Origin of the sequence: Umezawaea tangerina, from assembly GCF_003002815.1 — a bacterium.
Classification (GTDB): domain Bacteria; phylum Actinomycetota; class Actinomycetes; order Mycobacteriales; family Pseudonocardiaceae; genus Umezawaea; species Umezawaea tangerina.
The window spans coordinates 83,650-105,370 of sequence record NZ_PVTF01000022.1; the positions used below are offsets into that span (position 1 = coordinate 83,650).

General features: G+C 72.5%; 23 protein-coding genes. 14 read left to right on the plus strand and 9 right to left on the minus strand.

What is annotated here, in order from left to right:
* Positions 1 to 42: 42 nt before the first annotated feature.
* Positions 43 to 912: a hypothetical protein gene (locus CLV43_RS44090; RefSeq protein WP_211304853.1), complete on the plus strand. Its 870-nt coding sequence runs from the start codon at positions 43 to 45 to the stop codon at positions 910 to 912.
* Between the two features lie 7 nt (positions 913 to 919).
* Here CLV43_RS44090 and CLV43_RS44095 read toward each other — a convergent pair whose 3' ends face one another.
* The gene (locus CLV43_RS44095) at positions 920 to 1,357 is read right to left on the minus strand and encodes a MarR family winged helix-turn-helix transcriptional regulator (protein ID WP_106196577.1); all 438 of its coding nucleotides are present in this window, start codon (positions 1,355 to 1,357) and stop codon (positions 920 to 922) included.
* Positions 1,358 to 1,411: 54 nt separating this feature from the next.
* On the opposite strand from CLV43_RS44095, the gene CLV43_RS44100 reads away from it, so the two are divergent.
* Positions 1,412 to 3,193: an ABC transporter ATP-binding protein gene (locus tag CLV43_RS44100; RefSeq protein WP_106196509.1), complete on the plus strand. Its 1,782-nt coding sequence runs from the start codon at positions 1,412 to 1,414 to the stop codon at positions 3,191 to 3,193.
* Positions 3,194 to 3,644: 451 nt separating this feature from the next.
* Positions 3,645 to 4,406, plus strand: a complete 762-nt coding sequence (locus CLV43_RS44105) for an SDR family NAD(P)-dependent oxidoreductase (protein ID WP_106196511.1) — start codon at positions 3,645 to 3,647, stop codon at positions 4,404 to 4,406.
* Here CLV43_RS44105 and CLV43_RS44110 read toward each other — a convergent pair.
* On the minus strand, positions 4,378 to 5,031 hold the full coding sequence (locus tag CLV43_RS44110; protein ID WP_106196579.1) for a GntR family transcriptional regulator: 654 nt from the start codon (positions 5,029 to 5,031) through the stop codon (positions 4,378 to 4,380). The genes CLV43_RS44105 and CLV43_RS44110 overlap by 29 nt on opposite strands.
* A 53-nt stretch (positions 5,032 to 5,084) precedes the next feature.
* Between CLV43_RS44110 and CLV43_RS44115 the strand changes: the two genes are divergently transcribed.
* Together CLV43_RS44115 and CLV43_RS44120 are read left to right on the plus strand one after the other, a co-directional pair.
* Positions 5,085 to 5,978, plus strand: coding sequence for an EamA family transporter (locus CLV43_RS44115; protein ID WP_106196513.1), 894 nt, complete (start codon positions 5,085 to 5,087; stop codon positions 5,976 to 5,978).
* Between the two features lie 64 nt (positions 5,979 to 6,042).
* Positions 6,043 to 6,642, plus strand: a complete 600-nt coding sequence (locus tag CLV43_RS44120) for a hypothetical protein (protein WP_106196514.1) — start codon at positions 6,043 to 6,045, stop codon at positions 6,640 to 6,642.
* On the opposite strand, the gene CLV43_RS44125 is transcribed toward CLV43_RS44120, so the two are convergent.
* Positions 6,643 to 7,182 (minus strand): hypothetical protein, encoded by a 540-nt coding sequence (locus CLV43_RS44125; protein ID WP_106196516.1) that lies wholly within the window; start codon positions 7,180 to 7,182, stop codon positions 6,643 to 6,645.
* A 105-nt stretch (positions 7,183 to 7,287) separates the two neighbouring features.
* Here CLV43_RS44125 and CLV43_RS44130 point away from each other — a divergent pair, with 105 nt between their 5' ends.
* Entirely contained in the window at positions 7,288 to 7,749 is a 462-nt protein-coding gene (locus tag CLV43_RS44130) for a MarR family winged helix-turn-helix transcriptional regulator (RefSeq protein WP_106196518.1), read from the plus strand.
* An 18-nt stretch (positions 7,750 to 7,767) separates the two neighbouring features.
* On the opposite strand, the gene CLV43_RS44135 is transcribed toward CLV43_RS44130, so the two are convergent.
* On the minus strand, positions 7,768 to 8,364 hold the full coding sequence (locus CLV43_RS44135; RefSeq protein WP_146175146.1) for a DUF6461 domain-containing protein: 597 nt from the start codon (positions 8,362 to 8,364) through the stop codon (positions 7,768 to 7,770).
* A 133-nt stretch (positions 8,365 to 8,497) separates the two neighbouring features.
* Complete coding sequence (locus CLV43_RS47460) at positions 8,498 to 8,683, minus strand: hypothetical protein (protein WP_146175147.1); 186 nt, start codon at positions 8,681 to 8,683, stop codon at positions 8,498 to 8,500.
* Between the two features lie 237 nt (positions 8,684 to 8,920).
* Between CLV43_RS47460 and CLV43_RS44140 the strand changes: the two genes are divergently transcribed.
* On the plus strand, positions 8,921 to 10,279 hold the full coding sequence (locus CLV43_RS44140; protein ID WP_106196522.1) for an aminotransferase class V-fold PLP-dependent enzyme: 1,359 nt from the start codon (positions 8,921 to 8,923) through the stop codon (positions 10,277 to 10,279).
* Positions 10,280 to 10,722: 443 nt separating this feature from the next.
* Here the strand turns inward: CLV43_RS44140 and CLV43_RS44145 are convergent, their stop codons facing one another.
* Positions 10,723 to 11,373, minus strand: coding sequence for a response regulator (locus CLV43_RS44145; RefSeq protein WP_106196523.1), 651 nt, complete (start codon positions 11,371 to 11,373; stop codon positions 10,723 to 10,725).
* Positions 11,373 to 12,560 carry a sensor histidine kinase gene (locus CLV43_RS44150; RefSeq protein WP_106196525.1) on the minus strand — a complete coding sequence of 396 codons (1,188 nt, stop codon included), beginning with the start codon at positions 12,558 to 12,560 and terminating at the stop codon, positions 11,373 to 11,375. The genes CLV43_RS44145 and CLV43_RS44150 overlap by 1 nt, the downstream gene beginning before the upstream one ends.
* A gap of 167 nt (positions 12,561 to 12,727) precedes the next feature.
* Here CLV43_RS44150 and CLV43_RS44155 point away from each other — a divergent pair, with 167 nt between their 5' ends.
* The 7 genes from CLV43_RS44155 to CLV43_RS44185 all read left to right on the plus strand — a co-directional run bounded on the left by CLV43_RS44155 (position 12,728) and on the right by CLV43_RS44185 (position 19,331).
* Positions 12,728 to 14,074 carry a hypothetical protein gene (locus CLV43_RS44155; RefSeq protein ID WP_211304854.1) on the plus strand — a complete coding sequence of 449 codons (1,347 nt, stop codon included), beginning with the start codon at positions 12,728 to 12,730 and terminating at the stop codon, positions 14,072 to 14,074.
* A complete protein-coding gene (locus CLV43_RS44160; RefSeq protein ID WP_106196528.1) occupies positions 14,071 to 14,475 on the plus strand; it encodes a FixH family protein in 405 nt (134 codons plus the stop codon). Before CLV43_RS44155 ends, CLV43_RS44160 begins: the two co-directional genes overlap by 4 nt.
* A gap of 14 nt (positions 14,476 to 14,489) precedes the next feature.
* Complete coding sequence (locus tag CLV43_RS44165; protein ID WP_106196530.1) at positions 14,490 to 15,641, plus strand: hypothetical protein; 1,152 nt, start codon at positions 14,490 to 14,492, stop codon at positions 15,639 to 15,641.
* Positions 15,638 to 16,159: a hypothetical protein gene (locus tag CLV43_RS44170; RefSeq protein WP_106196532.1), complete on the plus strand. Its 522-nt coding sequence runs from the start codon at positions 15,638 to 15,640 to the stop codon at positions 16,157 to 16,159. Before CLV43_RS44165 ends, CLV43_RS44170 begins: the two co-directional genes overlap by 4 nt.
* Before the next feature lie 123 nt (positions 16,160 to 16,282).
* Positions 16,283 to 17,383, plus strand: a complete 1,101-nt coding sequence (locus CLV43_RS44175) for a glycoside hydrolase family 3 N-terminal domain-containing protein (protein ID WP_106196533.1) — start codon at positions 16,283 to 16,285, stop codon at positions 17,381 to 17,383.
* Positions 17,377 to 18,384 carry a protein kinase family protein gene (locus tag CLV43_RS44180; protein WP_106196535.1) on the plus strand — a complete coding sequence of 336 codons (1,008 nt, stop codon included), beginning with the start codon at positions 17,377 to 17,379 and terminating at the stop codon, positions 18,382 to 18,384. Before CLV43_RS44175 ends, CLV43_RS44180 begins: the two co-directional genes overlap by 7 nt.
* A complete protein-coding gene (locus tag CLV43_RS44185; RefSeq protein ID WP_106196537.1) occupies positions 18,381 to 19,331 on the plus strand; it encodes a DNA polymerase domain-containing protein in 951 nt (316 codons plus the stop codon). The genes CLV43_RS44180 and CLV43_RS44185 overlap by 4 nt, the downstream gene beginning before the upstream one ends.
* Here the strand turns inward: CLV43_RS44185 and CLV43_RS44190 are convergent, their stop codons facing one another.
* Positions 19,332 to 20,375 carry a DUF4034 domain-containing protein gene (locus CLV43_RS44190; protein ID WP_106196538.1) on the minus strand — a complete coding sequence of 348 codons (1,044 nt, stop codon included), beginning with the start codon at positions 20,373 to 20,375 and terminating at the stop codon, positions 19,332 to 19,334.
* Between the two features lie 15 nt (positions 20,376 to 20,390).
* Positions 20,391 to 21,692 carry a M48 family metalloprotease gene (locus CLV43_RS44195; RefSeq protein ID WP_146175148.1) on the minus strand — a complete coding sequence of 434 codons (1,302 nt, stop codon included), beginning with the start codon at positions 21,690 to 21,692 and terminating at the stop codon, positions 20,391 to 20,393.
* Between the last annotated feature and the right edge of the window lie 29 nt (positions 21,693 to 21,721).

Consider the following 21,721-nt stretch of genomic DNA (forward strand, 5'->3'; position numbering starts at 1 on the left):
GCCGGGTCGACTGTGGGGATGGCGGTCGGGGATGAGTTGCCGGTGGGGTCCGATGTGGATGTGGTGGTGGTGCTGGATGTCGAGGTGGCGCCTGCCAAGGCTGGGAAGTTCGTTCATCGTGGGGTGCTGGTCGAGGTGACCTACGTGCCGTGGCACGAGGTGCGGGGGGCGTTGGGGTCCTATCACCTCGCGGGTGGGTTGCGGACGGACACGGTGATCGACGATCCGGTCGGGAGGTTGCGGCCGTTGCAGGCGGTGGTGGCCGAGCACTTCTCCGACGAGGTGTGGGTGCGGCGGCGGTGCGAAGAGGCGCGGGCGCGGGTGGAGACGCGGTTGGCGGTGGTGGACGGGACCGCGCCGTGGCACCAGCAGGTGATGGGGTGGGTGTTCCCCACCGGGGTGGCGGCGCACGTGGTGCTGGTGGCCGCGCGGCGGAACCCGACGGTGCGGTTGCGGTACCTGGCGGCGAGGCCGGTGACGCCCGCTCCGGTCTACCGGGAGCTGCTGGAGCAGCTCGGGTGTGCGGAGTGGACGGTGGCGCGGGCCCGGCACCACCTGGAGCGGTTGGCGGTGACGTTCGACCTGGCGGTGCGGGCGGCCAGGACGCCGTTGTCCTTCAGCACCGACATCACGGCGGCGGCGCGGCCGGTCGCGATCGACGGGAGTCGTGAGCTGATCGACGCGGGAGACCACCGGGAGGCGGTGTTCTGGATGGTGGTGACCTACGCCCGCTGCCACACCGTGCTCGCGCTCGACGCGCCCGAGGTGGACCGGGAGTTGCGGCCCGCGTTCGACGAGCTGATGGCGGACCTCGGGATCACGACGACGGCGGACCTGCGCGCTCGGGCGGAGCGGACGCTGGGGTACCTGCCGGAGCTGTGGGCGGTGGCGGAGGAGCTGATGGCGCGCTAGCGGCGCCTCACTGGTCGGCCGCGACCTCGATCTTCTCCAGGAGTTCCCTCAACTGCGCCTGCTGGTCCTCGGACAGCGGTGCGAACAGGCTGGCCGCCGCCTCGGCGCGGGCCTCGCGGAACAGCTCGCGCGTGCGCGTCCCCTGCTCGGTCAGCTCCAGGAGCACCGAGCGGCGGTTGGCCGGGTCGACGCGGCGGCGGACCAGGTCGGCCTCCTCCAGCGCGTCGACCAGCGGGGTGACCGCGCGCGGCACGACGTGCAGGCGGTCGGCGAGGTCGACCATCCGGGGTGGGGTGCCGCCGTAGCGGGCGATGACCTCCAGCGCGCGGGACTGGGCGAGGGTGAAGCCGAGCGGGGCGAGCCGTTCGCCGTAGGCGCGCCTGATGCGTCGGGCCTGGCGGAGGAAGAGCTCACCCAGCCCACCTGCGGTTTCGTCCGTGTCCACGAACACAGAATAACAGAGGTGCGTTCATTGTTACCCTAGGTAAGAGTCAAACCCATGGAGGTGTCCTTGCCGACCACCGCACAAGACCACCCGGTGAGCGTCCGCCGGATCCTGGGGCTGTTCCGGCCCTACCGGCTGCGGCTGTCCGCGGTCGCCCTGTTCGTCCTGCTGTCGTCACTGGTGTCGGTGGCGTCGCCCTTCCTGCTGCGCGAGATCCTCGACGTGGCCATCCCGCAGGGTCGGGTCGGTCTGCTGACCGCGCTCGCCGCGGGCCTCATCGCGGTCGCCGTGGCGACCAGCGTCTTCAACGTGATCCAGACCTACGTGTCGACGGCCGTGGGCCAGGACGTCATGCACGACCTGCGCACCGGCGTCTACGACCACCTGCAGCGCATGTCGCTGGCGTTCTTCACCAAGACCCGCACCGGCGAGGTGCAGTCGCGCATCGCCAACGACATCGGCGGCATGCAGTCCACCGTCACCTCCACCGCGACCTCGCTGGTGTCGAACGTGACCACGGTGGTGGCGACCGTCGTCGCCATGACCGCGCTCGACTGGCGCCTGACCATCGTGTCGCTCGCGCTGCTCCCGCTGTTCGTGTGGATCAGCCGCCGGGTGGGCACCGAGCGCAAGAAGATCACCGGTGAGCGCCAGCGGCAGCTCGCCACCATGTCCACGAACGTGCAGGAGTCCCTGTCGGTCAGCGGGATCCTGCTCGGCCACACGATGGGCCGCACGGACTCGCTGACCACGTCGTTCGCGCAGGAGTCGGCGAAGCTGACCAAGCTGGAGGTGCGCGCGAGCATGGCGGGCCGCTGGCGGATGTCCACCGTGGGCATCGTCATGGCCGCCATGCCCGCCCTGATCTACTGGGCCGCGGGCGCGAGCGGCGCGCTGGGCGTGCCGATCGCCTCGCTGGGCACGCTGGTCGCGTTCGTGTCGTTGCAGCAGACCCTGTTCCGCCCGGCCGTGTCGCTGATCCAGACCGGAGTGGAGCTGCAGAGCTCGCTGGCGCTGTTCCAGCGGATCTTCGAGTACCTCGACCTGCCGGTGGACGTCGAACCGCCCGCGACACCGTTGCCGCTCAAGGACATCCGGGGCGAGGTGCGGTTCGAGGACGTGTCCTTCGCCTACTCCCCCGAGCACCGGACGCTGACCGGCGTCGACATCATCGTCCCACCGGGCACCAGCCTCGCCGTGGTCGGCGAGACCGGCTCGGGCAAGACGACCCTGAGCTACCTGGTCCCGCGGCTCTACGACGTGACAGCGGGCCGGGTCACGATCGACGGCGTCGACGTGCGCGACCTGGACTTCGCCACGCTGGCCGAAGCCGTGGGCGTCGTGTCCCAGGAGACCTACCTGTTCCACGCCTCCATCGCCGACAACCTGCGGTTCGCCAAACCCGACGCGACTGACGAGGAACTGGTGGCGGCAGCGGAAGCGGCGCAGATCCACCAGCACATCAGCGAACTGCCCGAGGGGTACGACACGCTGGTCGGCGAACGCGGCTACCGGTTCTCTGGCGGGGAGAAGCAGCGGCTGGCGATCGCCAGGACGATCCTGCGCAACCCGCCGATCCTGGTGCTGGACGAAGCGACCAGCGCACTGGACAACCAGACGGAACTGGCGGTGCAGGAAGCGATCGACGCGCTGTCGGAAGGGCGGACGACGATCACGATCGCGCACCGGCTGTCGACGATCCGGGACGCGGACCAGATCGTGGTGCTGGACCGGGGGGAGGTCGTGGAGAGGGGGAACCACGGGGAGCTGGTGGCTTTGAACGGGGAGTACGCGGCGTTGGTTCGGAGGGATGGGAGTTTGGAGCCGGTGGCTTGAGGGGGGTGTTTGGGGGTTTTGTGGGGCTTGCTCGGTGTGGGAGGCGTCGTGGGGGTCGCCCAGTGTCGGTACAGCTGTCTCCGGGGGTGTCGCTACAGCGGACCCAGGTGCGGTCGGCTTGACTTGGGGCCCCTTTTTTGGGCTTCGTCGGGCGAAAAAGGGCAGGTGGTAGAGCCTGCCCGCCGCCGCAAGTCTAAGCCCAAAAACCCCAAGTCAAGCCGACCGCACTAGCGGACGAGCACCGCTCGCTTCCAGCTTCGTTGGGCGCTTGCTGGTTGCTTCCAGCTGGGTTGGGTGACTTGTGTTTCGTTCCAGCTGGGTTGGGTGGCTTGTGTTTCGGTTCCAGCTGGGTTGAGACGTTGGCTTTGCTTTCAGCGTTGTGGGCTGGCTTGTCTGTTGGTTCGGCGAGTCTGTGTGCGTGGGGTGGGGGTGTGGTCGAAGATCGGTGGCCATGAGCACCGTCCTGATCACTGGTTCGGCTGATGGTCTTGGGTTGATGGCGGCGGAGCTGTTGCTCGGCGAAGGGCATGAGGTGGTGTTGCATGCGCGGAGCGAGGGGCGGGCGGAGCAGGCGTTGGCGGCGGTGCCGGGGGCGGCCGGGGTGGTGGTCGGGGATTTGGCGAGTGTGGCCGAGGTCGTGGGGGTGGCGGAGCAGGCGAACGCGATCGGGCGGTTCGACGCGGTGATCCACAACGCCGGGGTGTACCTGGTGCCGGAGCGGGTGGAGACGGTGGACGGGCTGTCGGTGGTGTTCGCGGTGAACGTGGTGGCGCCGTACCTGTTGACGGCGTTGGTGCGGCGGCCGGCAAGTCTGGTGTACCTGAGCTCGGGGATGCACCTGGGTGGTAGTCCGGACCTGGGTGACCCGCAGTGGAAGCGCAGGCCGTGGCGGGCGTCGCAGGCGTACTCGGACTCGAAGCTGTTCGACGTGGCGTTGGCGTTCGCGGTGGCGCGGCGGTGGGCGGACGTGCGGTCCAACGCGGTGGACCCCGGTTGGGTCGCGACGAGGATGGGTGGGCCCGGTGCGCCGGACGACCTGGCGCAGGGGCCGGTGACGCAGGTGCGGTTGGCCGTGGACGACCTGGGCAGCGGTGGCTACTACTACCACCAGCGGATGAGCGACACGCACCCCGCGGTGTCCGACATCGAGGTCCAGGAAGGGCTGCTGGCGGTGTGCCGGGAGATCACGGGTGTGGAGATGGCGACGACGTGAGCCGGGCCTCGGCACGGGAGAGGTGGTCGGACATCGCGCGGCAGGCGCGGTCCGCGTCGCCCGCGGCGATGACGGCCAGCAGTGCGCGGTGCTCCACGGCGAGGTCGTGGGGGCCGGGGTACGCGGAGTGCAGCTGGGCCAGGCAGAGCTGCATCTCCTCCTGCACGGCGGGGTAGATCCGGCTCAGGCGCGCGCTGCCCGCGCAGTCGACCAGGGCGACGTGGAACGCGGTGTGCGCCTCCACCCGTGCCGCCCAGCCCGCGGTCGCGGGCAACGCCTCCATCGCCACCAGGAACTCCTCGGCCCGGTCGAGCGGCAGCCCCTTCTCCACGATCTCGCGCACCGCCCGCACCTCCAGCGGAGTGCGGACGAAGAAGAGGTCGCGCACGTCGTCCTCGGTCAGCACCGGAACGGTCAGCGAACGACCGCCGCCCGCGTGCACCAGGTGGCGGGCCACGAGGACCTGCAACGCCGACCGCACGGTCGGCCGGGCGACCCCGAACGTCGTGGCCAGGCCGTTCTCGGTGAGCACCTCACCGGGAGCCAGCTCGCCGCTCAGGATCCGCCTGCGCACCTCGGCCACCAGGGCGTCCCTCGTGGTGGTCGTCTGCAGCACCGGACTCACCACCCCAGCGTACTCGATTGAGTTATACGGTCATACCGTCTACCTTCACCTCCATGCCCCGTCTCGCCGTGCTCAGCGCGATGGCGGGAGCCGCGCTCTGGGGCACGATCGGCCCGGTGGCCAGCCTGTTCACCGACCGGGAACGCCTCGCCTACGGCGGGATCCGGCTGGCGATCGGCGCCTGCGCCCTCTTCGCCCTCGGCGGCCGCCCCTTCACCCGCGCCTGGCGGCGGCACGACGTCCTGCCGCTGCTCGCCGCCGCCCTCGGCCTGGCCGGGTTCCAGCTCTCCTACTTCGCCGCGGTGGGCACCAGCGGCGTCGCCATCAGCACCGCCGTCGCCATCGGACTGGCGCCGGTCCTCACCGGAGGGTGGACGGCGACCGCGGGCAGGCAGCGCCCCACCGGCTGGTGGCTCGCGGGGACGGCGCTGGCCGCGTTCGGCCTCGCGCTGCTGATGCTCAGCGGCAGCGCGGACGTCAGCCTGTCCCCCAAGGGTCTCGCGCTGTCCACAGTGGCCGCCGCCTGCTTCAGCCTCCAGGCGCTGTCGATCAAGCACCTCACCGACCGGCACGCCGACACCGTCGTGCTCACCGCCATGTTCGCCATCGCGGCCCTGCTGCTCACCCCGATGACCATCGCCCACGCCACCCCCAGCCTGCTCACCGGCAAGGCCGTCCTCAGCCTGCTGTACCTGGGCACCGTCACGGCGGGCGTCTCGTACTGGCTGTTCGCCTACGGCATCCGGCACCTCGGCGCACCGGCGGCGGTCACGATCAGCCTGCTGGAACCCGCCTGCGCGACCGCGATCGCCGCACTGCTGCTGGGCGAGCACATGACCGCGAGCCAGTGGGTGGGCATCGGTCTGGTCTGCGGGGCGATCGTCCTCACCACCATTCCCACCAGGACGAACGAGCCGGTCGCGGTCCTGGTCCGGAGCGCGCCGTAACCCGCCGACCCGTCGCGCCGACAACCCCTACGACCAGTGCGCGACCGCATCAGGGAGACCCAGCGTGACCAGCTCCTCGGACCCGGCGGGTCCGTCGCCCGGCACCACCAACCGCGTGGACGGCGTGGTGAACGGTCCCTCGGTGCAGGCGGGCACCATCCACGGCGGCGTGCACTTCCACACCACGCCCCCGCCTCCCCGGCCGCTCTACACGCCGACCCACCCCGTCCGGATCTCCGGCACCGGGCCGTTCCTGCGGAGGTGGGGCGTGGCCCTGCTCCCGCCGCTGCTGGTCGGCGTGGTCGTCGGCGGGGCGGTCGACACAGTGCTGGGCGGTACGCCGCTGGGCGTGCGGCTCCTGGTCGACCTGGCGGTCCTCGCGGCCGCGGCGCTCGTGGTGTCGGCGGTGGGCAGGACGTCGCCGGGCATCACACTCGACGGCGTCCTCGGGCGGTGCACCTCGAAGGCGCTGGCCGCCCTGTCCACCACCGCGCTGTGGTGCTGGCTCGGTTTCACCGCCGCGCTGTTCGGCACCGGACTGGGCCGCGAGCTGGCCCGCGCGCCGGGCGACCCGAAGGCCGCGGGCGCGAACGGGGCGCTGGTGGCGGTGGCGATGCTCGGCGTCCTGCTCTGCCGACTTCTGGCCCGGCGCCTGCGGAAGTAGTCAGGCCTCGCGCCGGAACACGTACCCCGCCGCCGCCCGGTCCAGCCCGTCGGTCACCAGCCGGTACTTCCCCTTCGACAGCAGGACCGCGGCGTCCAGCCGGTACCCCTCCCCCGGCTCGCGCCCGGCCGCCAGCAGCCAGCCGCCCGGCTTCAGGCAGCGCGCGGCGTTCGCCCCCACCGGGCCCGCGTGCAGCGAGATCACCAGGTCCCAGCTCGCCACCGGCAGCGCGCCCAGCACCCGGTCGTACTCCCCGCCCAGGAACCGGATCCGCGGCTCGCCCTCGTAGGTCTTGTGCTGGTCGGCCAACCGGACGGCCGACGCCGTGTCCGCGAACGCGACCCGCGCCCGCTGGTCGGTGTCGACGTAGGTGACGTCCGGCCACACGTAGGACGGCGTGACGTCCAGCGACGACACCGCGTAGACCACGCGCCGGGCACCCGTGTGGGCAGCGACGGCGGAGTACATGCCCCTGCGATCGGTCGCCTCGCCCAGGTAGTCGGTGAACGTGCGGGTCGACGGCGTGGCACGGCGGGACAAGGCAGCTCCTGGATCTCCGAGGGGACCGGGGCAGCGTAACCACTCGGCCGGACGGGCACCCACACGTGCTGTTTCGAATTTGAACAATAAGGTAGAGTCCCGACCATGGCGGAACCGAAGTGGCTCGACGCGCGGGAACTGGCGGCCTGGGAGGGCTACCTGGAGGTGAGCACCATGCTCAACCGCCGCGTCGAGCAGCAGCTCAAGGACGACGCCGGACTGTCCCACCCGCAGTACGAGGTGCTCGCCCGGCTGTCGGGCGCGCCCGGCGGGGAGCTGCGGATGACCGAGCTGGCGGGTGCCGCGCTGACGTCGAAGAGCGGCCTCACCTACCAGGTGGCGCAGCTGGAGAAGAGCGGCCTGGTGAAGCGCCGCACCTGCGAGTCCGACGAGCGCGGGGTCATCGCCACGCTCACCGAGGCGGGCTGGCGGAAGCTGCGCGAGTCCGCCCCCGGCCACGTGGGGCTGGTGCGGGAGCTGTTCCTCGACGGCCTGACCGGCAAGCAGTTCACCGCGTTCGCCGAAGGTCTCGACGCGATCCGCAGACGACTGCGCGACAAGGACTGAGCGACAAGGGGCGAACGGCTAGCCGCGGACGATCGCGACCCGCGCGGACCCCGTCATGTCGGCCACGGTGGGGCGGACGCCGGTCAGCCTGCACAGCAGTTCCAGGTCGCCGTCCGCCTCGAACGCACCGGGGTCGTGGACGCCCATCTCGGCCAGCGCGGTCTTCAGCACGCCGAGGTCGGCCCCCGTGGCCGTGCCGTCGAGCCGGGCCAGCACCACGCCGTCCCGGCTGACGACGAAGTCCGCCTGGGCGTTGACGCTGCGGTAGGAGGACACGGCGAACGTGCCCGCGGACAGGTCGGGCCGCCGCACGCCTTCGCGGCCGTTGTCCTCGACCAGCAGGACGTGCGGGCCGAGCGCGAACGCGGCGACGACGTGGTCGTCGAGGTCGGCCTCCTCGACGTTGGCCCGCTCCAGCAGCTCCGGCCAGGTCGCCGTGGTGATGTCCCGCGCGCCGAACCGGCGCAGCGCCTCGTCCGGCGTGACGTCCTTGATCAGCGTCACGCAGTAGACGCCCTCCATGCCGAGACCCTCGTCGATCCACGCGTCCGGGATAGCGGAAACCGGGCAGTCGTCGTCCGGCGAAAGGCCGTTGTCGCGCGATTCGCCAGACACGCCCGAGCTCCCCTGGTCCCGTTCGGTGATGTGGTTCGACCGTAGGCGAACCCGCGTCGGTCGAGAAGCGCGACGACGCGGGTGTGGACGTTCGGGAGGCATTTCCTGTTCGAACGCGCACCGCCGGTCGCACTCACCGCGGCACCTCGGCCACCCGTTCGGGCAGACCACCGGACACCTCTGGACGATCCGGCGCCCACGTGCTCGCCACCAGCGCGAACAGCACGATCCCCGCGGACGCCCACACCTTCACCCGGTCCCCCATGCCGTGTTCGTACCAGTCGGCGGCGTTGTCCACCGCGTTCTCCCGACGCCTCACGACAACGTCCGCACAACGCGGTGTGACCGGACGTCCGTTCCACATTCTTGCGGATTGGGATATTCCCGTTCGGGAACGCCGGATACGAACTGTGGGCCTGATTACAACGCCCGCGAGTCGTCATGATCGAACTTATTCTGCGTGTATGTTTCGAACACGCCGTCGCACGAGGTCAGCAGGCCCGTATTCCCATTCGGCGAATTGATGCCAACGTCATCTCGACCGCGGGGAGCAAAGATGACCTCACGCCACACCGACATCCGTCCGGCGATACGACCCGCCGGTGAACCGTCCGCGTTCCTGGCCGCCTACCCCGGCTACGAGCTGACCCGCGGGCTGGACCGGTTGCGCCGCACGGAGTTCGCCTACCTCGACGAGCAGAACCACCTGTACCTGGACTTCGCCGGGTCGGGTCTCGCCGCCACGGCGCAGCACCGCGCGCACCAGCACCGCGTGTCCGGTGTGGTCCCCGGTGGTCCGAGCACGACCGCCGCCGCCGTCGACCACGCGCGCCGCGCCGTGCTGCGGCACCTGAACGCCTCCCCGCAGGAGTACTCCGTCGTCTTCACCGCCAACGCGACCGCCGCCGCCAGGCTGGTCGGCGAGCGGTACCCGTTCTCGCGCCACGGCAGGCTCGTGCTCACCTCCGACAACCACCAGTCGGTCACCGCCCTGCGCGGTTTCGCCAAGGCGGCGCACGCCGAGACCACCGTGATCTCCACCCAGCGCCCGGATCTGCGCATCTCGACCAGCACCGTCATCGCCGCCCTCGGCCGCAAGCGCCCCGAGCGCAAACGCGGCCTCTTCGCCTTCCCGGCCCAGAGCGGGTTCTCCGGTGTCCAGCACGCGCTGGGCTGGATCGACATCGCCCGCGACCGCGGCTACGACGTCCTGCTCGACGCGGCCGCCTACCTCCCCACCAACACCCTCGACCTCAGCCTCGTGCGCCCCGACTTCGTCACCGTCAGCTGGTACAAGGTCTTCGGCTACCCCACCGGCGTCGGCTGCCTCGTCATCCGCAACGACGCCCTCTCCCGCCTCACCAAGGCCCCGCTCGAGGAAGGCGTCGACCTCCACTCCGTCCCCGACGTCGAAGTCGGCCTGTCCTTGCTGGCCGACAACGGCGTCGAGCTCATCTCCCGCCGCGTCCGCTACCTCACCGGCTGGTTCCTCGACCGCCTCACCACCCTCCGCCACGGCAACGGCACCCCCATGACCCGCGTCTACGGCCCCACCACCACCCTCGCCAGGGGCGCCACCGTCAGCTTCAACCTCCTCGACCCCGCAGGCCACGTCATCGACCTCAAGATCGTCGCCGACGAAGCCGCCTCCGCGGGCATCTCCCTCCACACCGGCCCTTCCGGCACCCCCAACGCCGGCACCAACGCCTCCGAACTCTGCCCCCGCTCCCTCCGCGCCCTCCTCAAGCACGGCACCAAACACGTCGGCGAACCCATCGACACAGCCGGCCTCCCCACCGACGGCACAATCCGCGTCTCCTTCGGCGCCCCTTCAGCAATCCGCGACGTAGAACGCTTCATCGCATTCCTCGAACGCCACTACGAAGACCGCTTCACCGGCGACCTCACAACCTGAAGAACAAGAACAAAACCCAAGCCACAGCACCAGCAAACCCACCAACCCCACCAAGCCCACCCCGTTGGGCGAAGCCCGCCAGCGCGCATCCGGCGCGAAGCGCCTGGGGCCTTGTCCGCCGCGCAGCAAGGATGCCCTGTCCGACGCGAAGCGCGGATGCCCCGCCCAACGGCGAAGCCGAGGATGCTTGGTCAGGCGAAGCCTGATGCCTGAGTCGAGCGCAGCTCGATGCTGGCGAAGCCAGACTTCCCCTCTGCCCCCGATCCACAGCGCCCTCCTGCCCGATCTTCGTTGTCAAGACAGCTTTATCGTCTTGACAACGAAGATCGGGCATTGAGACAATCGCGCGCCGGGGGCCGGGCTTCACCAGTTGGTGGGACGGCTGATAGCCGCGCTTCGCACGGTGAGAGGGCCGGAAACCGCGCCCCACCACAGGGAACCCCCTACCGCGCCACCAACCCATTCAAATGCGCGTAAACCACCGCATGCACCCGATCCCTCAACCCCAACTTCGCCAAGATCCGCGACACATGCGTCTTCACCGTCTCATCCCCCACGTGCAGCTCCGCCGCGATCTCCGCATTCGTATAAGCCGCCGCCACCAGCAGCAGCACTTCCCTCTCCCGCACCGTCAACTGCTCCAACCCCGGCGCACTCGTCGCAGGCGCGATGCTGCTCGCGAACCTTGCCACCAACCTCTGCGTCACCGAAGGATCGATCAACGCGTCCCCCCGCGCGGCCACCCGGATCGCCCCGATCAGCTCTTCCGGCGGCAGGCTCTTGAGCAGGAACCCGCTGGCCCCGGCGTTGAGCGCCCGGTACACGTACTCGTCGCTGTCGTAGGTCGTCAGCACCACGACCTTCGTCCGGTTGTCCGGTGCCGCCAGGATCGCCTCGGTGGCGCTGAGCCCGTCCAGTTTCGGCATCCGGATGTCCAGCACGGCCACGTCCGGTCGCAGCCGCGCCACTTCGGCGACCGCCGCCCGCCCGTCCGCCACCTCGCCCACGCAGTCCAGGTCCGGCTGGGTGTCCAGGATCGCCCGCATCCCGGAGCGCAGCATCGCGTGGTCGTCGGCGAGCAGCACGCGCAACATCAAGCTCCTGCCTCCAGGGGGAACGCCACGGCGGTCCGCCACGTCCGGCCGTCCGCTTCGAGTCCGCAGGTGGTCACCCCGGCGAACAGCCGGGCCCGGTTCCGGATCCCCTCCAGGCCCCTGCGGTGCCCGCCGTCGGGGTGCCCACCTCCGGGGCGCGGTACCACCGCGTCGGGCATCCGGTTCGTCGTCGTCAGTGCCAGCGAGGTCGTCCGGTAGGCCAGTTCCACGTCGACCCCGGACGGGTCGCCGTGCCGCAGGGCGTTGGTCAGCATCTCCTGCACGATCCGGTACACCGTCACCCCCAACGACTCCGGCAGTTCGCACGGCACCCCGGACGTGGTGAACCTGGCCGGTATCCCCGCCGCCCGCACCCCGTCGAACAGCTCGTCGAGGTTGTCCAGCCCCGGTTGCCGGGTGCCGTCGGTGTCGTCGCCGTGCAGCAGGTCCAGCAGGTGCCTCAGGTCCACCATCGCCGCCCGGCTCGCGGTCTCCACCGCGCTCAGCGACGTGGCCAGCCGGTCGTTGCCGGGCTCCAGCCCGAGTCTGGCCGCGCCCGCGTGCAGGTTGATCGCGCTCACGTGGTGCGCGATCACGTCGTGCAGGTCGCGGGCGATCGAGCTGCGCTCGGCGGCGAGCGCGTTGGCCAGCGCCTCCTGGGCGTCCCGGCGCTCGCGTTCGGACCGCTGGTCCAGCTCGGCGAGGTAGTTGCGGTGGGCGGAGGTGTAGCGGCCGACCATCCACGGCAGCAGGGCGGTGGTGAGGCCGCCGACCAGCAGGACCCTGGGGTTGGCCAGACCGTGGTTGACCGCCAGGTACGCGCCGACCACGCCCGCCAGCAGCGCGCCCAGCGCGGCGAACGCGGGCGGTCCCAGCAGCCAGGCGCCTGCCCGGTAGCCGGCGATCATCATGCCCGCCTCGTTCGAGCAGCACTTCAGCGGCCGGTCCAGCAGCACCGGGATCCCCGCCTGGACGACGGCGTGCGCGACGGCCACCACTCCCGACAGCCGCGCCGGACCGGCCAGCGCGAGGTCGACGACCGCGATCGCGCCGACGCACGCCCACTGCAGGGCGGTGAGCGGACCCGTCGCCCTGAGCAGGAAGTGGGACACGTCCGCGACCACGCACACCAGCGCGACCAGCAGCGTCTGCCGGGTCAGCGACAGCATCGGGTCGTCCGAGCGCATCAGTCCCCCCATCACAGCGGCGATTCTGCGCCACCACCCGCCGCGCACGAGTCCCCCGCCAGGGGGATCCACCACCCCCCAGGGTCGGGGGTCCCTCTCACGGGGGAGGCCCGTTCACCCGGCACCGTGACGCCTCCCCGGTGCTCCCGGCCCTAGGTTCATCCGCGATGAGAACACTCCTGGTGGTCCTCTGCGCGATCGGTCTCGCTTGGGGCACAACACTTCCCGCCTCGGCCGACGGCGCGCAGGACGGCGCCGACGTGCAGGTGGCGCAGACGCTCGGCGCGCGGGAGCTGACCGTGGTCATCCGGCGGGTCGAGCCCGTGCCGGGTCCGGTGCACGTCGAGGTGGTCACGCACGCGGGCACGCCGGCGGGTGAGCTGGCGCTGCGGCTGAGCCAGGACGGCGCGGTGGTCAGCGAAGCGAAGGTCGTGCTCGGCGCGACCCCCGGTTTCCACGGCGCGACGCTGCGGGTCAGCGGCCCCGGTCCGTGGGAGCTGGCGGTCGACGACGGCGTGCGGGTCGCGACGATCCCGTTCGTGGTGCCCGCGCGGGTGATGTCGCCGTGGCAGAACGCCGCGTACGGCGGGTTCGTGGCCGCGGGTGTGCTCCTGCTGGTGTCGCTGCTGGTCGCGGTGCGCGGTCACGGCCGCGCGGCGCTCGTGCCCGCGGGCGGGGTGGTCGCGGCGCTGGCCGTGGCGGTCACCGCCGCGCTGCTGTCCGCGAGCATCCCGCCGCCCGCCCCGCCGGGCCGCGACCTGGACCCGACCGTGGACAACGTCACCGACCCCTACGCGGCGACGCCACCGTCCACAACGGACTACTCCCGACCGCCGGTGAACCTGGTGGCCACCAGGGACGGGGACCTCCGGCTGACCATGACCGACGGGTCGACCGGCCGTCCGGTCGACGACCTGCTGGTGCACGACAACGCGCTGGTGCACCTCGGGGTCGTGTCGCCGTCGGGCAGGCTGTGGCACCTGCACCCGGTCCGGGTCGGGCCGGGCGACTACCGGGTCGCCCTGGACACCCCGGAGACCGGCCGGTACGCGGTGGCCGCCGAGATCGCCCGGCGCGGCGGCGGCAGGCAGCTGCTGCGGACCACGATCGCCCTCGACGCCACCGGCACGTCCGCGCCCGCCACCGAGTCCGTCGAGCTGGTCAGGAAGATCGCCGAGGCGGGGTCGCCGAGCACCATCACCGCCAGGTTCGGCACACCGGACCTCCAGCCGTGGCTGGGGATGGTCGGCCACATGATCGTCACCGGTCCGGTCACCGGCGAGGTCGCGGACGCGCCGGTGTGGGGGCACGTGCACTCGATGGCACCGCCGACGCCGGGGCGCCCGGACCGGCCGGACGAGAGCGTCGCGGCGTTCGGGCCGGACGTGCCGTTCACCTACACGTTCCCGCTGCCCGGCCGGTACCTCGTGTGGGTGCAGGCCGAACGCGGCTACTCGGTGCGCACCGTGCCCGCCGTGGTCGACGTGCCCGCGGCCGAGGGGGCGACCAGGTGAACCGGAACGCGATCTTCGGGGCGGCCGCGCTGGTGGCGCTGGCCGCCGTGCTGGCGGTGGCCTTCTGGCCCGCCGCCGACGTCCCGGCCACCGCCAAGGCCTCCACCGCGCGGTACACCGTCCGGCTCTCGGTGGACGACCCGCGCAGCGGCCCGAACTCCATCGGGCTGGAGGTCACCGACCCGGACGGCGGACCCGCGGCCCCGCAGGAGGTCACCGTCGAACCGGTGATGCCGCAGATGGGCCACGCCTACCCGCCCGTCACGGCCACGGCCGAGGGGCCGGGCCGGTTCCGCGCCGCCGCCACCGACCTGCCGATGGCCGGGGCGTGGCAGATCACCGTCTCGCTGCGCGACGCGGGCGGTGTCGACCAAGTCGTCCTACCGCTGCTGGTGAAGTGACAATGGGGAGAGAGATGGATCTGACAGCTCCGGGGGCCACCGCGGCCACCCGAGTGGAACCCGCCAAGACCAGGACCGCGCGCCGCGGCGTGCCCGCGGCGGCCTTCGTGCTCGGCGGCACGGTGCTCTCGCTGGTCGGGCTGACCTGGGACGTCCAGTGGCACAACGACGTCGGCCCGGACACGTTCTTCACGCTGCCGCACCTGCTGCTGTACTCCGGCAGCGCGTTCTCCGGCCTGGCGAGCCTGTTCGTCGTGCTCGCGACGACCGCCGCCGAACGCGCGGGACGCCCGGTGGACCCGCTCGTCGGCGGTCGGGCGGTCGGCGTGTTCGGCCGCACGTTCGCGGCACCGGTCGGCTACCTGGTCTCCGGCATCGGCGCGGCGTCGTTCCTGCTCTACGGCCTGTGGGACCAGTGGTGGCACAGCCTGTACGGGTTCGACGCGGTCATCTCGTCGCCGCCGCACATCGGGCTGCTGCTGTCGATCACGATCACGATGGTCGGCACCGTCATGGTGTTCGCCACGGTCCGCGCGCGGCGCTGGGGCGCGGGCTGGACGCTGGTCGCCTTGGCGGTCCTGCTCGTGTTCAGCATGGTCACCACGCTCGGCCTGCAGCAGGTGAACGGCGGCGCCGTCGACGCGGTCACGGTCGGCGGGGCGTTCGTGGGCGTGCTGTTCGTGGTCATGGGCGCCCGCGTGCTCGACCGACCGGGCGGCGCCCTGGGCGTCACCGTCGTGGTGGCGCTGGTCCAGGCCGTGTTCTGGTGGTTCTCGCCGTGGGCCTCGCGGGTCTACGCGGAGGCCATCGGACTGCCGATGCGCGACAAGGTCTCGCTCGCGCCCTCGTTGCCCTCGCTGATCCCGATGTGCCTGCTCGCGGTGGGCGTGCTGGTCGAGGTGGTGTTCCTCGTCGCCCGGCGCGGCGGCCGGTCGCCGAAGCTGTTCGGCCTCCTCGCCGGTGGTGCCGGCGGCCTGCTGGTGGCCGCGCTGGCACCCGTCCAACGCGGGTGGCTCTACTCGATCGGCCTCCCCCCGGTGTCCGGTGTGGTCGCCACGGCGGTCGCGGGCGCGGTCTTCGGCGCGGTGGCGGGCTTCCTCGGCATGCGGTTCGGCGGGATGCTGCGGCACCTCGCCCCGGTTCAGGACAGGGCGGTGGCGGCATGAGGAAGACCGTGGTGGCGTTGCTGGGGGTGGTCGGGCTGCTGCTCGGCACGTCCGGGACCGCGCTGGCCTACGAGCCGGTGAACGTCGTGCACACCGAGCAGGTGCAGGTCGGCCCGTACGCGCTGACCGTCGGGTTCAGCACGTGGCCGGTGAAGGCGCTGCAGTCGCTGGACTTCACCTTCGTCCCCGAGGGCGGGATCGAGGGCAGGACCGGCACGCTCGCGCAGGGCAAGCCCGGATCGCAGGTCCGGAAGATCAACCCGCTCGTCCGGCACCCGCGCAAGCTGGAGGTGTGGGGCCTCGACGTCAAGTCGCTGTCCGTGCCGGGCGACTGGAGGTTCGAGTTCACGATCGACGGGGCCGACGGGCCGGGCTCGGGTGTGCTGGTGCTGCCGGTCCACGAGCAGCCCGGTCCCCCGATGGGGTTGAGCTGGGCGATCAGCTCGCTGCCGCTGTTCGGGCTGGTGGCGCTCGTCGTGGTCGCGTGGCGACGCACACGTGAGGACACCTCGGTTTAGTGCTGGGCGGCCTCCTGGGGAACACTGGTGGGGTCACCCCGACCGGCAGACAACCCCAGGAGGCCACCACTCGTGCGACGCCGGAGCATTGCGACGACGCTGGCCGCACTGGCCCTGGGCGCGATGCTCGCCGCCACGTTCCACCAGGAGGTGGCGCCGAAGCTCGGCATACCGGACATCGCCGCACCCCCCGCGGCCGGACCGGGTGGCACGCCGCAGGCCGCCGTGCCCACGGACCCGTGCTCGCCCGCCATCGCGGGACTCACGCCCCGGCAGCAGCTCGCCCAGCTCATCCAGGTCGGGGTGAAGCCGGAGAACGCCGACGACGCGCTGGCGGTGGTGAACGCCGAGCAGGTCGGCGGCATCTTCATCGGCGGTGACGCGCCCGGTCTGCTGACCGGTGGCGCGCTCGCGCTGGTCAGGGCCGCGTCCAAGCTCCCCATCACGGTCTCGGTCGACGACGAGGGCGGCCGGGTGCAGCGGATCGACGAGCTGGAGGGCAACCTGCCCAGCGCCCGCGCGCTGGTCGCCGCGAACACCCCCGAGCAGGTGCGCGAGCTGGCCAAGACGCGCGGCGCCCAGCTGCGCGCCAGGGGCGTGACGATGGACCTCGCGCCGGTCGTGGACACCAGCTCGCAGCCCGACGACACGGTCATCGGCGACCGCTCGTGGAGCGACGACCCGGTCGTGGCCCGCAAGTACGCCGAGGCGTTCGCCGCCGGGCTGCGCGACTCGGGCGTCCAGGCCGTGCTCAAGCACTTCCCCGGTCACGGCGGTGCCAGCGGCGACTCCCACCAGGGGCTCGTCACCACCGCCCCGCTGGCCGCCCTCAAGGCCAAGGACCTGATCCCCTACCAGGACATCAAGACCTACGGCAAGGTCGCCGTGATGGTCGGCCACCTCGACGTGCCCGACCTCACCGCCGGCCAGCCCGCCACCCTGAGCCCGGCCGCCTACCAGCTGCTGCGCAAGGACTACGCGTTCGACGGCCTGGTGATGACCGACGACCTGGGCGCGATGAAGGCCGTGACGAACCTGGTCGACCTGCCCGAGGCCGTGCGGACCGCGCTGGCCGCGGGCGCCGACGTGGCGCTGTGGTCGACCGGCGGCCGGGTCGGCGAGGTGCTCGACGGGCTGGAGAAGGCCGTGGCCGACGGCGGGCTGCCCAAGGACCGGGTGGCGGAGGCGCTGCACCGCGTGCTGCGTTCCAAGGGCCTGTGCTGACCCGGTCGCGACGCCACGCGGCGGTCTCGGCCGCGTTGTCGGCCCTCAACGACGACGGGCTCACCGACCTGCTGGTGGGCGCGACACCGCTGGGGACCGGCATCGGTGGCACGGCGCTGGCGCTGGACGTGGCGGGCGCGCGGGTGTTCGTGAAGAAGGTGCCGCTGACCGAGCGGGAGCTGCGGCCGGAGAACGTCCGGTCCACCGCGGACCTGTTCGGGCTGCCCGCGTTCTTCCAGTACGGCATCGGGTCGGCCGGGTTCGGCGCCTGGCGGGAGCTGGCCGCGCACACCACGACCACCGGGTGGGTGCTGGCGGGCGACTACCACGGGTTCCCGCTGATGCACCACTGGCGGGTGCTGCCGGGGGCGTCGCCGACCCCCGACGAGCACGACGACCTGGAGCGCGTGGTCGGGTACTGGGGCGGTTCGGCGGGCGTGCGGGACCGGTTCGAGGCGCTGCGCCGGTCGCCCGCGCAGCTCGTGCTGTTCCTGGAGTTCCTGCCCCGGACCGTGCACCAGTGGCTGCTCGACCGGATCGCCGACGGCGGCGAGGTGCTGGACGCGGCGCTGGGGATGGTGCACCGCGAGCTGCTGGCGGGCACGCGGTTCATGGCCTCGCGCGGCCTGCTGCACTTCGACGCGCACTTCGACAACGTCATGACCGACGGCGAACGGCTGTACTTCGCCGACTTCGGCCTCACCACGAGCTCGGGCTTCGCGCTGTCGCCCGCGGAGGAGGAGTTCTTCGCGGCGCACCGCGACTACGACCGCTGCTACACCGCCGCCCACTTCCACGGCTGGTTCGGCCGGAACTTCACCGACCTGCCGGACTCGGCCGCGTCGCTGGTCGAGCACTACGCGCCGATCGCCGAGGTGCTGGACCCGTTCTTCCGCGAGCTGCACCGGCACGACCGGACCACCCCGTACCCGACCGCCGAGCTGGACCGGGTGCTGGCCGGGTTGCCCCCGTGGCGCGGTGCGGGGAAGGTGGGCCGATGAGCGCTGCGGAGGAGCGGGACGGGGTGTCGCTGACGAACCTCGACCAGCCGCTGTTCGACGGGTCCGGGGCGACGAAGCGCGACCTCGTCGACTACCTGGACGCGGTGCGGGACAAGATCGTCCCCGTGCTGCGCGACCGGCCGCTGTCGGTGATGCGGGTGCGGCCCGGACAGGCGCCGTTCATGCAGAAGAACCTGCCGAAGTACACGCCGGAGTGGGTGCCGAGGCTGCCGATCTGGGCCGAGGCCTCGAAGCGGGAGATCTCCTACGGGCTGTGCGACGACCGCCGGACGCTGCTGTGGTTCGCGAACCAGCGCGCGGTCGAGTACCACCCGACGCTCTACCCGCGCGACCGGTGGGACCACCCGACCCACCTCGTGCTCGACCTCGACCCGCCGGAGGACAACGCCTTCCCGCTGGCCGTCGAGGCCGCCCACCTGGTCCGCCGCGCGCTCGCCGACGAGGGTCTCGCGGGTGCGGTGAAGACCAGCGGCGCCAAGGGTGTGCACGTGTTCGTGCCGATCGAGGACACCCCGGCGGACGACGTCGCCGCCGCGACCCGTGCGATCGCGGCCCGCGCCGAACGCCTCGGTCCGGAGGTGGCGACGTCGGCGTTCATCGTGGAGGACCGCGGCGGCAAGGTGTACCTGGACTCCACCCGCGCGGGCGGCGCCACCGTGGCCGCCGCGTACAGCCCGCGGCTGCGGCCGGGGACGCCGGTGTCGTTCCCGGTGACGTGGGACGAGCTCGACCGGGTGTCGCCCGCCGACTTCACCCTGCGCACGGCCGCGGAACTGCTCGGCGACCGCGACCCGTGGGCCGAGTCGATGCCCGCGCCGCAGAAGCTGGGCGCGGACCTGATCGCCGAGGGCCACACGATCCCGGTCGCCCGCGTGCAGGCGATGCACGAGGGCAAGCGGCGGGCTCGCGCCAAGCGCGGCGAGTAGTCAGCCGCCCCTGGCCCGGCGGGCCTTCCGGCAGACCTCCGCGCGGAACCGGAGGTGGGCCAGCCTGGGCGACTCGTGGGCGTCCCACGGCGGGCACAGCACGTTCGGCCCGAGTCGCCGCAGCTGCTCGACCGCCTCGGCGTGGCGCCCGGTGGCGGCCAGCGCGACCGCGGCGGGACCGGGGGCGGCCCCGGTCGCCAGCACCCGGTCCAGCGCTCGGCGCACGGGGTCGGACCGCCACACCGCCGGATCGTCGTGGGCCACCTCCAGCGCCGCCAGCAGCGGCAGGTGCGCCAACGACGGCGCGGACCCCGCGGCCGCCGACGCGAACAGGAGCACCAGCTCGTCCGATCCCCGCCACTTGGCGCACCAGTACTGCAACGCCCGCTCGTGCCCCGTGACGTGGTGCGGGTCGCGGGCCACCAGCTCGTCCCACAGCGCCCCGAACCGCCCGTGGTCGTACCCCAGGGCCGTGGCCGCGGTGATCCGGGTGGCCCACGGCGTCGGGTCGGCGGGCAGCAGCCGCGCCGCCTCCTTGGCCGCGGTCTCGGCCAGCGCGATCACCCGGTGGAAGCCGTCGAACTGCCCCCGCGTCGTGGCGGCCGCGCGGGCGGGTCCCCTGATCTGCCAGGCCAGTCGCGCCAACGACTCGGCGTGCACGACCGCGGCGTCACCGTCATCGGGCCTGGCCTCGCGCCACGCCGTGAGCCACCCGTCGTCGTCCGCGGCGAGCCGCGCCAGCTCGTCCACGACGGCGGCGCGGCGCCCCCACTCCCCCCGCGCGGCACCGACCAGCCCGGCCGCCGGTGACCAGCGCCCCTCCTGCGCGGCCCGCACCGCGTCGGCGACCTCCGGGGCGACCACCCGGTCCGCCGTGATCCCGGCGTCCGGCGGCAGGCCCCAGCGGGTGGCGTCGAACCCCGGCGCGAGCTTGGCCATCACGACCTCGTCCGGCAGGTCGTCGACGCCGACGCCGAGGCGGTCCGCCGCCCGCCGCAACGCCGCTGTCCGGATGAGGGTCCTCGACGTGCCGAGGATGGACATCGTCGCGTTCGCTCCTCAGTGGACTTCGGGTCGGTAGTCGGGCGCGACCCCCGCGTCGGCCAGCGCGGCGCGCAACGCGCCGGTGTCGCCCCGGTCGGCGGTGGCGGCGGCGAGCAGGTCGTCCAGCCCGTCGCCGTGCGGAGGGCGGACGACCAGGCTCCGCAGCCCGGACCAGGACAGCTGCCACCTGGCCAGCCCGTGGTCGGCCAGCGCCAGCCCCACCAGCGCCGCCAGGTCCGCCCGCACGGGTCCGCGGACGCACTCGCGGAGGGCGCGGGGACCCGCGTGCCGGTCACCGGGCCGGGCGTCGGGTGGGCCGAGCTCGGCGATCCGGCCCGCGTCGAGCGCGTCGAGCACCGCGCCGAGCGTGCCCTCGCGTGCCATCACGGCGCCCGCGGCGTCGAGCAGCCGCGCGGTGGCCAGGACCGCGGCGTGGCGCCCGGCGACGTGGCCGAGGGTCAGCCAGTCGACCCGCGTCTTGGTGTCCGCCTCGTCGACCATGGTGAGCCGCACCGCCTCGTCTAGCAGGGTCCGCGGGTCGACCAGCAGGTCCGTGCACGAGTCGGCGGACTCCGAGTGCTCCGCCCAGAACAGCGCGAACCCCTCGACGCAGGAGGTCGGCAGGTAGCCCGCGGCCCAGCCGGGGGTCAGGTGGTCGTCGACGAACTCCCGCCAGGCCCGCTCGACCCACGCCAGGTCCGCCCCGCCGGAGGGCCGGTCGTGGCGCAGGCACAGCGGCCGGACCAGCGCGAGGTAGGCCGCGGCGCAGAGCCGGAACACGTACCACCGGCGGGTGCGCGGGTGCGCCAGCACGCGCACCAGCAGGTCGCGGCCGACCAGGGCGGTGTCGCGCGGGGCGAGCACGCGCGCCAGCACACGGGCGAGGCGTTCCTCGCCCAGGCACAGGAACAGCGGGGCGCCGACGTGCAGCTCGCGGCGGGTCACCCGCAGACCGGGCAGCCCGGCGCGGTGGGAGACACCGGCGGAGGCGGAGGCCAGGACGCGGATGCCGTCCGGCGGCGCGGCCCCGACCCGTTCGCACACCTGGTGCACCAGTCCCCACAGCCCCGGCTGCTCCCGCGGCGCGACCGGGACGCCCGGCACCTCCTCGAAGGCGAGCCGGTCGAGCAGGCGGGGGCGGCGGGCCAGCAGCACGAGCAGCGGCAGGACCGGGACGCACACGCCGATCCCGGCCCACGGCGACGATCCGAACGCGAGCACGACCAGCACCACGAGCGCGGTCGCGACCACCGGCAGCAGGACGGAGTACGCGCGGAGCACCGCGACCGCCAAGGCGGCGCGCACGGTTGTGGACACGGACGAGCGACCCCTCCCCGGTGCCGCGG

What these genes read in the sequence shown, in the direction of transcription:
- CLV43_RS44140 (WP_106196522.1), top strand. Translation starts at nt 8,921, where the DNA reads ATGACCTCACGCCACACCGACATCCGTCCGGCGATACGACCCGCCGGT.
- CLV43_RS44150 (WP_106196525.1), bottom strand. Translation starts at nt 12,560, where the DNA reads ATGCGCTCGGACGACCCGATGCTGTCGCTGACCCGGCAGACGCTGCTG.
- CLV43_RS44190 (WP_106196538.1), bottom strand. Translation starts at nt 20,375, where the DNA reads ATGTCCATCCTCGGCACGTCGAGGACCCTCATCCGGACAGCGGCGTTG.
- CLV43_RS44105 (WP_106196511.1), top strand. Translation starts at nt 3,645, where the DNA reads ATGAGCACCGTCCTGATCACTGGTTCGGCTGATGGTCTTGGGTTGATG.
- CLV43_RS44155 (WP_211304854.1), top strand. Translation starts at nt 12,728, where the DNA reads ATGAGAACACTCCTGGTGGTCCTCTGCGCGATCGGTCTCGCTTGGGGC.
- CLV43_RS44115 (WP_106196513.1), top strand. Translation starts at nt 5,085, where the DNA reads ATGCCCCGTCTCGCCGTGCTCAGCGCGATGGCGGGAGCCGCGCTCTGG.
- CLV43_RS44185 (WP_106196537.1), top strand. Translation starts at nt 18,381, where the DNA reads ATGAGCGCTGCGGAGGAGCGGGACGGGGTGTCGCTGACGAACCTCGAC.
- CLV43_RS44100 (WP_106196509.1), top strand. Translation starts at nt 1,412, where the DNA reads ATGGAGGTGTCCTTGCCGACCACCGCACAAGACCACCCGGTGAGCGTC.
- CLV43_RS44175 (WP_106196533.1), top strand. Translation starts at nt 16,283, where the DNA reads ATGCTCGCCGCCACGTTCCACCAGGAGGTGGCGCCGAAGCTCGGCATA.
- CLV43_RS44170 (WP_106196532.1), top strand. Translation starts at nt 15,638, where the DNA reads ATGAGGAAGACCGTGGTGGCGTTGCTGGGGGTGGTCGGGCTGCTGCTC.
- CLV43_RS44145 (WP_106196523.1), bottom strand. Translation starts at nt 11,373, where the DNA reads ATGTTGCGCGTGCTGCTCGCCGACGACCACGCGATGCTGCGCTCCGGG.
- CLV43_RS44165 (WP_106196530.1), top strand. Translation starts at nt 14,490, where the DNA reads ATGGATCTGACAGCTCCGGGGGCCACCGCGGCCACCCGAGTGGAACCC.
- CLV43_RS44130 (WP_106196518.1), top strand. Translation starts at nt 7,288, where the DNA reads ATGGCGGAACCGAAGTGGCTCGACGCGCGGGAACTGGCGGCCTGGGAG.